The organism is Acidobacteriota bacterium (assembly GCA_016196035.1).
GTDB lineage: Bacteria > Acidobacteriota > Blastocatellia > RBC074 > RBC074 > JACPYM01.
This window is the reverse complement of record JACPYM010000060.1, coordinates 32,759-46,843: the sequence shown is the minus strand read 5'-3', so window position 1 is coordinate 46,843 and position 14,085 is coordinate 32,759. Positions and strand designations below refer to the sequence as shown.

Below are 14,085 nucleotides of genomic sequence, written 5' to 3'. Positions count from 1 at the left end.
CAGTAACCGATCACTGACCACTGACCACTGATCACTGACCACTTTTATTCTTGTTCCAGTTTGGCAATTTTCTCGAGGCGGCGCGCGTGGCGGCCTCCATCAAAGTTGGTCGTCAGAAAGGTGCGGACAATCTGGTCAATCGTTGCGGGCGGTGTGGTGCGTTCGCCAATCGTGACAATGTTGGCGTCATTGTGTGAACGCGAAACGCGCGCGGTCTCTTCGTTCCAGGCGAGTGCGGCGCGGATGCCGGGCACTTTGTTGGCGGCGATTTCCATGCCGATGCCGGAGCCGCAAACCAAAATGCCTTTTTCGTATTCGCCCGCCGCGACGGCCTTGGCGACACGTTCGGCATAGTCCGGATAATCCACGGACTCATCACTATTCGTGCCGAAGTCGGCATACTCGACGCCTAATTCGGCGAGCGTTTTTTTGATAGCTTCCTTGCCGTGGAATCCGGCATGGTCGCTGGCGATGGCGATCTTTTTCATCTTTCAGGTTACCACATTGGGGTGATTGGTGCTTCAGCGGGGAACGCTGATCTCTTAAGTCAGGGATGTTACCCCAGCGGACTTAAAACTGCCAAACAGGGTGAAGGCGGATTGCGGATTGCGGATGGCGGATTTATGCTGCGGCCCATTCTGGCAGCGCGAACCACCAGCACCCACTAGAAATGAAACCTGATCTCATGCCCCAGCAATTTCCAGCCCGTGCGCGTTCGCAAAGGATGCTGCCATTCGCCCTCCGCCATCCGCCATCCGCCATTTTCTTACTGATGCTGGCCGTCTCGTGGCGCCGCTGGTCGAGCGTGATTGCCGACAGCGGGCGCGAATCGGATTTGCCGTTGCGGCTGCTCAACGGCGAATGGCTGTACCGCGATGTGCATTACCTCTATCCGCCGCTTTCGCCCTACTTCAACGCCCTGCTCTATCGCGTGTTTGGCGCGCACCTGAGCGTGCTGCAAGTCAGCGGCATGCTCGGTTCGTTGCTGCTCGTCTGGCTGTGCGCGCGTATCGCACGACGCCTATTGCCACCGAAAGAAAGTGCGCTGGCGGTTTGTGGTGTGATTGTCTGGTGCGTTTTCAAACCGGCGGGCAATTTGATTTCGCCCTACGCTTATGCCGCTTTGCACGCTCTGTTGCTGGCGTTAGCGGCGTTGTGGCTGACCTTGCGCTATGCCGAAAGCAGGCGCAGCCGCGAGCTAATCGGCGCGGGCCTTTGCATAGGCTTGGCCGCCATCACCAAACAGGAATTCGCGCTGGCCGCCGCGTTGACGTTGGTGGCGACGCTGTTGCATTTGCACCGCGCAAATTGGCGCAGTCTGACGCGAGGTTTATTGCTGGCCGCGTTGCCAGCCTTGGCAATCGCAGCTCCGGTTTACGCCTGGCTGTTTCAGCGCATCGGCTGGCCGACGCTGGTCGAAGATTGCCATCTATTTTTCACGCATCTGCCGGCCTCGCTGGTCTATTACAACCGGCAACGCACGGGCCTGGCGCACCCGTTGGCGTCCTTGTGGCAAATGCTGGGGGCCGCCGCTGTTTGGGGCGCGGCCAGCGGTTTGGTGTGCTGGTGGAGCGCACGCCGCAATAGTCCGGCCTTTGCCATGCGCGCCTTACTGCTTTGTGGCGGTTGCCTGTTGGCGGCGCTTTTGATGGGATTCACTTCAGCGGGCCAATGGGATGGCAGCCCTTTGCGGGCGTTGCCGCTGCTGTTGCTGGCATTGCTAGTCAGCGAATGGCGGCGCGGCCCGGCGGCTGATCCGGCGCGCTTTATCGTGGCGGTTTACAGCTTGGCCGTGCTGGCGCGCGTGGCGTTGCGCGTGCCCAGCGGCGGCGCGTTTGGCAGTTTCTTTCTGCCGACTTCGTTGCTGCTGATTTATTTCCTGCTGACACAAACGCTGCCGCAGGCTTTGCAAAAATGGACGCAAGACGCGCCAGCGGCGGCCACGGCGCGCACGATTGGGCGCGGGTTGTTCGTGGCGGCGTGGCTGGTGACGGCGGTCGTGTTCGGGATTCGGTACCGCAAAAACAACAGCTACGAAATCAACACGCCGCGCGGGACGCTCTATACAACACAGCAAATCGGGCCGGTCTATCGCGCGGCGCTGGAGTTCATCGCCGCACACACACAGCCCGGCGAAACCCTCGCCGTGTTGCCCGAAGGCAGCGACCTGACGTTTTTGAGCGGCAGACGCATGCCGTTGCGCCACCAGATTCTGATTCCCGGCTTCCTGTCCGAACGTGATGAAACAGCAGCCATTGAATTGCTGGCGCGGCAGCAGGTGCGTTACGTGTTGATCGTCAATCGCCCCATGCGCGAGTTTGGCGCAGTGGCATTTGGCCGCGATTTTTATCAACGATTGGGCGGCTGGATTGAGACGCATTATCGCGTGGCAACAGTATTTGGCGCGGGTGGACGCGGGGATGCGCCGGTTGGCGACGCGGAGTTTTTCATCAAAGTGCTGGAACGCCGCGAATAAGTCACGGCTTCCGTTCATACGCCAAAATGAAAAACGGTTTCTCGCCTAGTTTCGCCTGCTGGCTCTCCGCCGTATCAAAACGCGCAACCAATCGATAATGCGCTTCAATCCAGCGCCAGAGTTCCTGGTTGTAATCCAGCCCGAACGTGCGGTCGCGAAATTCCGACGTATCCAGATTCGCCAGCAAGATCAAACGCACCTGGCGCGCCTTGATGCGCTCAATGGCCTCCGCCTCTTTTGCGCCCGTCAGAAAACCCGGATGGACGATCTCTTCACGCAAGGGATAGCGACGTTCAGCCAGAAAATTGATCGTCGTGGCAAGCGGCAAGGTCAGCACTGTTTCGCCGGGAACACTGTGCTGTTCGACGTAACGAAGAGCCTCGGCCAACGGCTGACCGATCTCAGGCACGGTGCGAAAGCTGCCGCGCGGCGCGCTGACAAGAAATGTATTCAACCGCCGCCAACGTAATGCCGAATTGACGGCCATCCCACCTACCAACAAGGCAAGCAATACCGTCGCCGTTTGTTGCACGCGCCGGCGCAACGTCACATTCTCTGTCAGCCAAGACGGAGCCGCACATAGCAACACATACAAATACACCAGCAACAACACTGGCAAAAAGAATGGTGTATACGGGCCCGTCGTCGTTACATTCAGCAATGCTCGCAAGATGGCGAAGAAGCTGAAAATCACCAGCAACAAAAACACGCGCTGTTCCGCCGGGAAGCTGTCGCGTTCCCGCCAAACACGCCGCGCCAGCACAAACAGCAAAACCGGCAAGACAAATACCGCCGCCGCGAACGGCGTCACATCGCTCGGCACGTGCAAGAGGCGTAGCGCCGCTTCACGCCAAAGCAAGCCCGCCACCAGCAACATGCCCGCCCGTTTCGCCAACAATTGCCAACCAGCAACAGACCGCGAGAGCAATGCGCCGAGCAAGCCGCTGCCGCCAATCCAAACGGCCAAAACGCCCAGCCCCGCCAAGCTGAACCACAACGAGCCGGGCCATTGCGCCAACCCGCTGATGTGCCGATTGAAATACACCAACTGCGGCGGCATGTTGGTAAACAACACGTGATTGTCATCCAACAACACGCGCCACGGCACACGCACCAGCAGCGCGCTGTAAACCGCGACGGGCAAGGTAAGCACAGAGAGCGCCAACACCATTCCCGCGCGCCATGCCACTTGCTTTTGCCACAGGCATTCCAACCACCACGCCGCGCCCACCGCCGCCAACGCAGGCAAGGCCAACTCCGGCTTGCACAGCAACGCCAGCCCGGCGAACAGTCCCGCACAAGCGAGTTGCTTCACGCGCCGCGTCTGCGCAAAGCGCACGGCACACACCAACGACACCAGCGCGAAGACCAAGCCATAGAGCGCGGCGTAAGCATAGGGCTGCACATAGTTGGCCGTGGATTTCAGCGCGCACACCACCAGCACCAAACCTGTCGTCGAAGCGGCGGGCCAGACCGTCAGCACTTGGCGCGCCAGCCAATAGATCAGGCCCAAAATCAGTACGGCACACACCACACCGCTCACGTGCAAGACAGCCAGATGCACGCCAAACAAGCGATAGAGCAAGGCATTGAAATACGGCGCCACCGGGCCGTAAAGAAACTGAACATCCGTGTAAAGCTGCTCGCCCGCCAGCAGCCGCGCGGGCAAATTCATCTCGCGCCCGTGATCGAGCAAGGGTTGTGTCCAGCACTGCCACGAAGCCAACAACAACAAGCCGAACAACAGCCCGAGCACGGCCAAAGCGGGCATGTCAGCGCGGGTAAAACGGGTTGTTTCGGTTTGATTCATGCGTGATTTGCCGAACGCCGTGGGCGGCGCGCGCGCGATTATAGAAACGGCCCGCGGCACAAGCAATTCGCGCGCACGAACCGCAACTGAGCCGCAGTTAGACCGCAGGCTCAGGCGAAATATGCGGTTGACATTCGCCCCGTTCCACAAGCATCATCACCGCTCTTTTAAGCGGCCTTTCTGGCTGGCTTTGGTGTTCATGAATGGCTTGGTGATGGAGGCAAGTTCCCGTGCAAGAAAGTCTGACGTTAACCGAAACGCTCAATCAACTGGCCGATTTGGATCAGTACAACCACTGGCTCTATGAGCAAATTGCGTCCGGCTTGGGCAGCCGCATTCTAGAAGTCGGGGCGGGCACTGGCAACATTACGCAATTCCTTTGTGCCGGTGGACGCGCGGTGCTGGCGACGGATGTCGTGCCCAGCTATCGCCGCGAATTGGAAACAATGTTTGCGGACAAAACGCATGTGCGCGTCGGTCAGTTTGATTTGAACAAAGCCGCCCCGGCGGAATACGCGGCGGAAGGCTTTGATTCGGTCGTCTGCTTGAACGTGCTCGAACACATCGAAGACGACCTCTTCGCCCTGGGGCAAATGCGCGAAGTGTTGCTACCCGGCGGCAAGCTGGCGCTGCTGGTGCCGTCGCACCAGTTTCTGTATGGCGAATTTGATCGCGCGGTCGGCCATTACCGCCGTTACGAAAAGCGCGAATTAAAAGAGAAGTTGGAAAGCGTTGGCTTCCGCGTCAACGAACTGAAGTTTTTTAGCCTGGTGGCCATGCTGCCGTGGCTTATCAACGGGCGCGTGCTCAAACGCGATTACCTCCCGCCAAATCAAGCTGATCTCGCCAACCGGCTGGTGCCGCTGCTCAAATTGGAGAAGCTGATCGGCCCGCCGTGTGGCATCTCACTCGTCGCAATCGCAGTAAAACGCTAAGCTCTAAGTTCCGGGTTCTACGTCCTACGTTCAAAGGTTGAGCACCCGGAACGTAGAACTTAGCACACAGAACCTGGAACTTAATTATGCGTTGGTCAAACTTTTTCATTCCTACACTTCGCGAAGAACCCGCTGACGCCGAAGTCGTCAGTCACAAACTGTTGTTGCGCGCCGGCCTGATCCGGCAATTGGGGGCAGGCATTTACAGCTACCTGCCGCTGGCGCAACGCTCCATTCTGAAAATCACCCAGATTATCCGTGATGAAATGAACGCCATCGGCGCGCAGGAATTCTTCTTGCCCGCCCTGCATCCGGCGGAAATCTGGCAGGAATCGGGCCGCTGGTCGGTGATGGGCGACAACATGTTCCGCCTCAAAGACCGCAAGGGCAGCGATTATTGCCTGGGGATGACGCACGAAGAAATCTTCACCGACATCGCGCGCAAGGAACTGCGTTCGTACAAGCAACTGCCGCAGGTCTGGTATCAGATTCAAACCAAGTTCCGCGACGAACCGCGCCCCAAATCGGGGCTGCTGCGCGTGCGCCAATTCACGATGAAGGATGCCTATACCTTCGATATTGACTTCGCCGGCTTGGACAAAGCGTTTGATGACCAGCGCGGCGCGTACTGCAAAATTTATAGCCGCTGCGGGCTGGAATACGTGATCGTGGATGCCGACACCGGTGCGATGGGCGGCTCGGCGTCGAATGAATTCATGGTCTACACCAACGCGGGCGAAGATTTGGTCGCGAGTTGCCCGGCGTGCGGTTACGCGGCGAATACTGAAAAGGCCACCTCGCGCATTCCCGCCGTGGATGATGGCGCAGAGGCGCTGGCCGTCGAGAAATTCCCGACGCCCGGCGTGCGCACGATTGAAGATTTAGTGACGTTTGCGGGCGGTGCCGCCGCGCATAAGCAGGTCAAGACGCTTATCTACGTCGCCGTTGCCGAGAACGCGAAAGGCGAGGCGCGGAACACGCTCTTCCTCGCCTTGCTGCGCGGCGATCATCCGCTCAACGACGCCAAGATCGTCAACGCGGCGGCCAAACTCTTCAACAAAGACGGCTGGGAAGTCAGCGCCGTCCGCCCCGCCCACCCCGAAGAGATTTTCGACGCAATGGGCGCGCACGCAGGCAGCCTGGGCGCGGTCACGAGTACGCTCAAAAACACCAAGCTGCTGGTCATCGCCGACGAAGCCTTGCGCGGTCGCCAGAACATGACCACCGGCGCGAATGAAGACGATCATCACTTGCGCAATGTCAGCCTCGAACGCGACATCCAGGTAACGCTCTGGGCCGAACTACGCACCGTGGCCGAGGGCGAAGGCTGTCCGAATTGTGAAGGCATCTTGCGTTTGGGCAAGGCGCTCGAAGTCGGCCACATTTTCAAGCTGGGGTTGAAGTACAGCAAAGCGATGGGTGCGACCGTGCTCAACGCTGACGGCAAACCCGTGCCGCTGGTGATGGGCAGTTACGGCATCGGCGTCGAACGCATCCTGGCCGCCGCGATTGAATTGCACCACGACGAGGTGGGCATCCAATTCCCGATCACGATTGCGCCCTTTGAAATTGCCGTCACGCCGCTGAATGTGAAAGACGGCGAACTGAAAGCGGCGGGCGAGCGCATCTACATTGAGTTGAAAGCGGCGGGCGTGGATGCGCTTTATGACGACCGCGACGAACGGCCCGGCGTTAAGCTGAACGATGCCGATCTGGTCGGCTTCCCCTTCCAGATTCGCATTGGCGGTAAAAAGATGAAGGAAGGCAAGGTCGAGTTTTATGATCGCGCGACGCGACAGTTTGAGGACGTGTCGGTGAATGAAGTCGTGAAGCTGGCCAAGGATCGGATTGATGCGGCCAAGCAGCAATTAAACGCGCAGTAGCCAAGCTACCGACGAAACATTCAAAGGGTGAGTCCTGGCCTTCAATCAGCGCCAGGACTCACCCTAAATTTCTTCAAGGAGAAGGAGCACTACTATGTCGCAATCCCGCATTGACGCCTTCACCGCCATGACCCAAACCCAACCCGACAACGAAATGATCTGGTACGGGTTGGCCAGCGAATACACCAAACTTGCCCGCTGGCCTGAAGCCATTGAGGCGCTACGTAATGTCATTCGTATCAAATCCGATTACACGGCGGCCTATCAAATGCTCGGCTCCGCGTTGTTGGAAGAAGGACAAACCGAAGCAGCGTGGCAAATCTGGACAGCAGGCCTCGCCGTCGCTGACCGCACCGGCGCGTGGAAGGCGCGGCAGCATCTGGAAGGGCTGTTGGCGGGCGTGGCGAACGAGGGCGAGTCTACGTTTTGCGAATGAGGAGGCGCATTTCCGGCTGCGGCCCCGGTCGAGGTGTGGATATTCAGTTGAAAACGGATTTGCTATGATGCCGTGCGGCAACGGCCACTCTGCCAAGCAGGGCGGCCACACATTTCATCCAACAACAACCGAACCACCTATGTCGAAGAAGAAAAAACAGCCGCAAGCTGCGGCCACGTCCGCAACACCCGCGCTCGATTCCAAGCTAGTGATGGCCATCGGTGCAATGATTTTGATGTTGAGCGCCGCCGCCGCGATCTTTTACCGCACGTTTTCAATGCCTGCGAAACCGGCGGCGACGGTTTCAACCACTACCACGGCGAATGCCGCACACCCCGCCGCGCCGCCGCCCGCCGCTGATCCATCTGCCCCCAACAAGATGAACATTGCGCAGGCTGTAATGGTCACCGAAGAGTTGGATTTCGGCCAGCCGGTGCCAACCATCGCACAAGCGCTGTTGGAGATCGAACGTGGCTATGTGCCAGATGATGGCGTGGGGCGCACGTTCGCGATGCTTGATGCGTATGGCGAACCGACGCCCGACGGCAAGCTGCACATTTCCATGCACGTGAGCAGCGAAAAACCCGGCACGGGCTTTCTGCGGATTAAACGTACCGGCAAAATCCTTTGGCAGGCGCGCATCGGCAATCCTGGCGACGTGCCGGCGGGCCAGAAACAACTAAATATCTATGTGGACAATGGCGCGGGCGGCTCGCATGTCCTGGACGGTTCGCGCGGCGGCGCGAATGTGCTGGACGTGTATTTGAAAGACTCGACGCAGAAGTTACGCGATGTATGGCCGGATAAGACGGTGCGCGAGTTCACCTACGTGTACAGCGCCTGTGGCTGCCCGGTGAAGGTGTTGGTGCGACGCGAAGGTGATCGCACCCAACGTGTAAAGGATACGCCCGTAATTTTCCCAGATGACCCGGATGTAGTGCGGACGATCTCGCAGTTGATGCAGTGGTAAAAGCGTTGCCGGAGATTTCGAGAAACACAAAGGGTGGGCAAGTTTAGAAAACTTGCCCACCCTTTGTGTTGGAAATTGAAACTCGAAGCTATGCTGTCGCCGGATTACCACCCGTGATTGGCGGCAAAATCGGCTTCAACATCGGTTCCTTATCCGCCGGTTTGTCGCTATCAGAGTGCGAAGGCACAGCCGGAGGCATGTCATTATCCAACGGCAGCCCCGCCACGATGCGGCGCATCTGCACTGAATCCAGCGTTTCGCGCACGAGCAGTTCTTGCGCCATACGATCCAGCGCATCCCGATTGTCGAGGATGATCTGGCGAGCGCGCTCGTATTGCTCCATCACAATGCGTTTGACCTCCTGGTCAATCTTGATGGCGGTTTCCTCGCTGTAATCCTGGTGCTTGGCGATCTCGCGGCCCAGGAAGATTTGCTCTTCCTTTTTGCCAAAAGTCAGCGGCCCCAGGTTCGACATACCGAATTCACAAACCATGCGGCGGGCCATCTCGGTGGCGCGTTCGATGTCATTCGAGGCGCCGGTCGTGATCTTGCCCAGGAAGATGTCTTCGGCCAGACGGCCACCCATCAGGATCGCAATCGAGCCTTCGATGTAATCCAGCGAATGGGTATAGCGGTCGCCTTCCGGCAATTGCTGCGTCAGGCCCAACGCCATACCACGCGGAATGATCGTCACCTTGTGCACCGGGTCGGCGTTCGGGACTTTGAGGCCCACGATGGTGTGACCGGCTTCGTGATACGCCGTGGTCTTTTTCTCGTCCTCGGACATCACCGCCGATTTGCGCTCGGAACCCATCAGGACTTTGTCCTTGGCCCACTCAAAATCATGCATCGCCACGACTTTCTTGTTGTAGCGGGCGGCGTTCAACGCAGCTTCGTTGACGAGGTTCGCCAAATCTGCGCCAGTGAAACCGGGCGTGCCGCGCGCGATGACCGAAACATCCACGTCTTCGCCGAGCGGAATCTTGCGCGTGTGCACGGCCAGGATGCCTTCGCGGCCTCTGACATCAGGACGATTGACGATGACGCGGCGGTCAAAACGACCGGGCCGCAACAGGGCCGGATCAAGCACGTCCGGACGATTGGTCGAAGCGACGAGGATCACGCCATCATTCGATTCAAAACCGTCCATCTCGACCAGCAACTGGTTCAGCGTCTGTTCGCGTTCGTCGTGCCCGCCGCCCAGGCCCGCGCCGCGATGACGACCGACGGCATCAATTTCGTCAATGAAGATGATGCAGGGCGCATTCTTTTTGCCCTGCTCAAACAGGTCGCGCACGCGCGAGGCACCCACGCCGACAAACATTTCGACGAAATCGGAACCGGAAATGGAGAAGAAGGGGACGTTGGCTTCACCGGCAATGGCACGCGCCAACAGCGTTTTGCCAGTGCCCGGGGGGCCCATCATCAGTACGCCTTTGGGAATGCGGCCACCGAGCTTTTGGAATTTTTGCGGCTCTTTCAGGAATTCGATGATCTCCTGCAATTCTTCTTTGGCTTCTTCGACGCCCGCGACGTCCTTAAAGGTCACGCGCTTTTGCTGGTTCGAGAGCAGCTTGGCGCGGCTCTTGCCGAAGGAGAGCGCCTTATTGCCGCCCGATTGCATCTGGCGGAGCATGAATATCCAGAAGCCGAAAATGAGTAAGAAAGGCAGGTAGCCGATGGCAAATTGCATCCACAGGCTGTTGCTCGCCGATTGTTCGTATTCGACCTTGCTGACCTTGTTGTCAGCCATCGCCTTGGCGACATCCGCTGCCGCGAAATCGCCGCCCAGCAGTTTGGTCGTATATTTCTGCCCGCTGGCGAGCGTGCCGGTTACACGATCCTTTTCAACCTTTGCGTCCGTCACGCGCCCGGCTTTCACCTCTGTCATCAAGTCCGAATAGGGCAACTCTTTCGGCTGATTCGCGCTGCTATTGTGGAAGACCTGATACAGCAAAATCGCGCCGCCAATAATCACCACCCAAAAAATCACTTGTCTGATAGTCGAGTTCAATACCATGTACCTCCGTTAAAGACCTCCGCTAGACATTCTAGCGTATTCCCCTGATTTTCGCTCACCAAAATTCTGAAATGCATCTGTGCTTTGCCCTATTCCAGCCCGGCAACGATCAAATGTCAAAGACGCTGCCCTTCCGCCATAGGTTTCAGTGCTTTTCTACTGTCAGCAAAGCGCAAATATCTGCTTCTGCGGGCAGCGCAAACTCATTGGCAACGGGTAATCCAGGACTCCAAACAATTTGTCCCGCCACCATCGTCAATAACGGATGCGCCGCGCGTTCGGTTTTGCCGATTTTGTGGCGCGTCAGCAACATTTTCAGTTTTACCGGCTGCTGTTTTCGTTCCGGCACATACGCGTCGCCGACCCGGCGGGTACGCAGCCGCAAGGCATCCAGTTCCTTGCCCTCGCGCACTTGCACGGCCTGCCCGCGCGGATAATTTTGCAAAAAGCTGGCAGCCACTGACCTGGGCAAATGACGTTGGAGCGTAAATCTGTAGCCGCCAAACTCCACTGGCTCAGTCGTGTTCCAAGTGACTTCGGGCAACTCGACCGGCGCCAACGCCGCAGGCGCAACGAGGCGCAATTCGGCAAATTCGCGCACGACGCGCCAGCCGCCTGGCAATTCGACTTCTTTGCCGCTTTGGCCCTGGGTGATGAGCTTCAGCAAGGTCTGTAGATGCACGGCATCAAGTCGCCGCAGCGCTTTGCCTTCGCCTTGTAACCAGGCCCGCAGCACACGCTTGCTCAACGCCGGATGCGCCGTGTTTAGCGGAGCCAGCCGCAAGCGCGTTCCCGCTTCCACCTGCTTCAACAATTGGGCCGCGCTTTGGCGCAAAAAATCATCGTCTTCTTCCAGCGCGGCGGCGACACGCACCAAAGCCTCGCCCACACGCGGATTAAAACTGCGCAGCAGCGGCAGCAAGGAATGCCGCACGCGATTGCGCGTGAGCTTTTCAGAGGCATTGGTTTCATCCGTGCGAAATTCGACGCCCAGTTGTGCGCAATGCTCCAGCACCTCGGCGCGTGTGACGTTCAACAAGGGCCGCAACAAACGCAGCCCTTCGCCCAATTCAGAAACTTCATGAATGCCGCGCAAGCCCGCCGCGCCCGTGCCGCGCAAGAGCCGCATCAGCAGCGTCTCGACCTGGTCGTCAAAGGTATGGGCGGTGCAAATGAATTGGGCGTCGCATTGCCGCGCGACTTGTCGAAAAAAGTCGTAGCGCACCGTGCGCGCCGTCGCTTCCAGGTTGCGCTGTCCATCTTTGGCCAGTTGCGCGACATTGCTACAAGTGCCAAAGAAACTGACGCCGCGTTGTTCCGCCCAGGTTTGCACAAATTGCATGTCGGCGTCCGCCGCCGCGCCGCGCAACAAATGATTGAGGTGTGCGGCATTGATGACACCCGGCGCGCCCGTGCGTTGCCGCAACCGGATCAGGGCATCCAGCAACGCCATCGAATCGGCGCCGCCCGACACGCCGACGACTACGCTGGACTGTGCGCCCACGCCCAAGCGCCGCAGCCTGGCTTGCAGCTTGCGCTCTAACTGCGTCAATGGTTGCAGTTTCCTGCCGGCAGTTTTAAGTTCTGGCGTGTACCTGCTGCTCAAGCTCGAATCTCCCGGTGATCGTCTATGCGTTATCTGTTGCTGCTCGGATTGTTTTTTTGCCACACTTGCCTGGCGGCGGCGCAATCCCGCGCGGCCCAGCCTGCCGTCAAATACTTGCCGCGCCTGACCAGCCGCGCCGACTTTGATCGGTTGTCGCGCGTTTATTACCAAGGCCGTTTTTACGCGCTGCCGCACCTGATGTTTGTCGTAGACCGCGCCGCCCAAAACAAGGTCTATTTTATAAATTCCCAACGCTATGCGTTTCATTCTGAATTCGTGAACGCAAGTTATCTCACGCTGGAACGCGGGCGCGAGTTTTTCCGGCACAATTATCTCGAAGCCACGCGCCGCTTTGTGCTCGGCACCATCGCCTATCAGACCCGATTGGACAAATACACCTTTGAGTTTTGGGAGGGCGATCTGGCCACAAGCGAAATCGTGCGCGAAACGCAGCACGCCTTGAACGCCAGTTTTTTTGCCCCGCTCTATTTCAAACCCAACTCCGCCCGTCAGGAGGAAGTCGCGGCTCAACTGCCAGAGTTGCCGAAATTATTGCCCAGCGAAACCAATGCGCCGCAAGATTACTTGCCGCTCAACCAAGCGCAAAACGCGGGCGTGCTGCGCATCCTGGATCGTCTGACCGACGACATCATTCTCGACCGCAATGAGATTGTCGTCTTCGGCGAACCGCCGCTTACGTTGACGCCGGTTTCCGGAATCATCACGACGACCTTTTCGACGCCGCTGGCGCACGTCAACTTGCTGGCAAAAAACTGGGGCGTGCCGAATGCTTACATCAAAGGCGCGGCGGAAACCTTTCAACCACTGGCGGGCAAGTTCGTCTATTTTGAGACGCGCGACGATGGTTACACGCTGCGTCCGGCGACCGTCAATGAAACGGCTGAACGCGGACGGCAATTGGCGAAGCGTTCTGACCTCATTACGCCAGCAGCCGATTTGGAATTCCGTGAGTTGACCGCATTGAAAGACCAGCGTTCGACCGAGGCCAAACGCTTCGGCGCGAAATCGGCCAATCTGGGTGAGTTGCTGCACGCCGTCCACGCCGGCACGGTGCGCGACATCACGGTGCCGTCCGGCTTCACGATTCCGTTTTATTACTACGAACAGTTTTTGCGCGCGCACAAGCTGGATGAAGCGCTGCTGGAATTGCTTGGCAACGACCGCTTCAATCACGACGCGGCCTACCGCAAAGAACGCCTCGCCGAATTGCGCGGCAAAATTCAAGCGGGCAGTCTCAATGCTGAATTCAGCCGCGCCGTGCTTGCCAAAAAACGGCTGCTCTTCGGTGGCAAAGGCGTGTTTGCGCGCAGTTCGACCAATTCCGAAGACTTGCCCAACTTCAACGGCGCGGGCCTGTATACCAGCGTGCCCAACGTGCGCGACGACCAGGCGTTGTTGGCCGCGATCAAAACGGTCTGGGCCTCGCTCTGGAATTACGAAGCCTACGAAGCGCGCGAAAGTTTCGGCATCAACCATTCGGGCGTTTATCCGGCAGTGCTGATTCAGGAAGGCATCAATGCCGAAGCGGCAGGCGTGTTGATTACGACCAACCCCTTCGACCGCAGCGATCACGGGGCGGTTTACGTCAACGCCAAACGCGGCCTCGGCATGCGCGTCGTCGAGGGTCGCCGCGTGCCCGAACAATTATTGTTTACGCCCAAAAGCAATGCCGTGCGCGTGCTGACACGGTCGGGCGATGACACGCTCTTAACCTTTGACGACCGCGGTGGCGTGCGTGAGGTCAAGATCGAAACGGAGCGCGCCGTGTTGACCGATGCCGTGGTGCGGCGGCTGGCGCGGGCCGCCCTGCAAATTCAGCGCGTCTTTCGCGGCGTCGCGCAGGACATCGAATGGATCACCATCGGAACGCAAATTTACATCGTGCAGTCACGGCCTTATGTGGAGACGAGATGAGGAAAAAGACTTTC

10 protein-coding genes are annotated in these 14,085 nt (G+C 58.5%); 6 read left to right on the top strand and 4 right to left on the bottom strand.

Annotated features, from left to right (window positions below):
- Nucleotides 1-44: 44 nt before the first annotated feature.
- Nucleotides 45-488, bottom strand: coding sequence for a ribose 5-phosphate isomerase B (rpiB, locus tag HY011_18490; GenBank protein MBI3424929.1), 444 nt, complete (start codon nt 486-488; stop codon nt 45-47).
- A 182-nt stretch (nt 489-670) separates the two neighbouring features.
- Here rpiB and HY011_18485 point away from each other — a divergent pair, with 182 nt between their 5' ends.
- Nucleotides 671-2,476 (top strand): glycosyltransferase family 39 protein, encoded by a 1,806-nt coding sequence (locus HY011_18485; protein MBI3424928.1) that lies wholly within the window; start codon nt 671-673, stop codon nt 2,474-2,476.
- A 1-nt stretch (nt 2,477) separates the two neighbouring features.
- On the opposite strand, the gene HY011_18480 is transcribed toward HY011_18485, so the two are convergent.
- On the bottom strand, nt 2,478-4,286 hold the full coding sequence (locus tag HY011_18480; GenBank protein MBI3424927.1) for a glycosyltransferase family 39 protein: 1,809 nt from the start codon (nt 4,284-4,286) through the stop codon (nt 2,478-2,480).
- Nucleotides 4,287-4,516: 230 nt separating this feature from the next.
- On the opposite strand from HY011_18480, the gene HY011_18475 reads away from it, so the two are divergent.
- The 4 genes from HY011_18475 to HY011_18460 all read left to right on the top strand — a co-directional run bounded on the left by HY011_18475 (nt 4,517) and on the right by HY011_18460 (nt 8,510).
- The gene (locus HY011_18475) at nt 4,517-5,221 is read left to right on the top strand and encodes a class I SAM-dependent methyltransferase (GenBank protein ID MBI3424926.1); all 705 of its coding nucleotides are present in this window, start codon (nt 4,517-4,519) and stop codon (nt 5,219-5,221) included.
- Nucleotides 5,222-5,307: 86 nt separating this feature from the next.
- Nucleotides 5,308-7,104 (top strand): proline--tRNA ligase, encoded by a 1,797-nt coding sequence (locus HY011_18470; protein ID MBI3424925.1) that lies wholly within the window; start codon nt 5,308-5,310, stop codon nt 7,102-7,104.
- Nucleotides 7,105-7,198: 94 nt separating this feature from the next.
- Nucleotides 7,199-7,540 carry a hypothetical protein gene (locus HY011_18465; protein MBI3424924.1) on the top strand — a complete coding sequence of 114 codons (342 nt, stop codon included), beginning with the start codon at nt 7,199-7,201 and terminating at the stop codon, nt 7,538-7,540.
- 139 nt (nt 7,541-7,679) lie between these two features.
- Complete coding sequence (locus HY011_18460; GenBank protein MBI3424923.1) at nt 7,680-8,510, top strand: hypothetical protein; 831 nt, start codon at nt 7,680-7,682, stop codon at nt 8,508-8,510.
- An 88-nt stretch (nt 8,511-8,598) separates the two neighbouring features.
- On the opposite strand, the gene HY011_18455 is transcribed toward HY011_18460, so the two are convergent.
- Together HY011_18455 and tilS are read right to left on the bottom strand one after the other, a co-directional pair.
- A complete protein-coding gene (locus tag HY011_18455) occupies nt 8,599-10,530 on the bottom strand; it encodes an ATP-dependent metallopeptidase FtsH/Yme1/Tma family protein (GenBank protein MBI3424922.1) in 1,932 nt (643 codons plus the stop codon).
- 145 nt (nt 10,531-10,675) lie between these two features.
- Nucleotides 10,676-12,082 carry a tRNA lysidine(34) synthetase TilS gene (tilS, locus tag HY011_18450; protein ID MBI3424921.1) on the bottom strand — a complete coding sequence of 469 codons (1,407 nt, stop codon included), beginning with the start codon at nt 12,080-12,082 and terminating at the stop codon, nt 10,676-10,678.
- A gap of 78 nt (nt 12,083-12,160) precedes the next feature.
- On the opposite strand from tilS, the gene HY011_18445 reads away from it, so the two are divergent.
- The gene (locus HY011_18445; GenBank protein ID MBI3424920.1) at nt 12,161-14,071 is read left to right on the top strand and encodes a PEP/pyruvate-binding domain-containing protein; all 1,911 of its coding nucleotides are present in this window, start codon (nt 12,161-12,163) and stop codon (nt 14,069-14,071) included.
- The last annotated feature ends 14 nt before the right edge of the window (nt 14,072-14,085 follow it).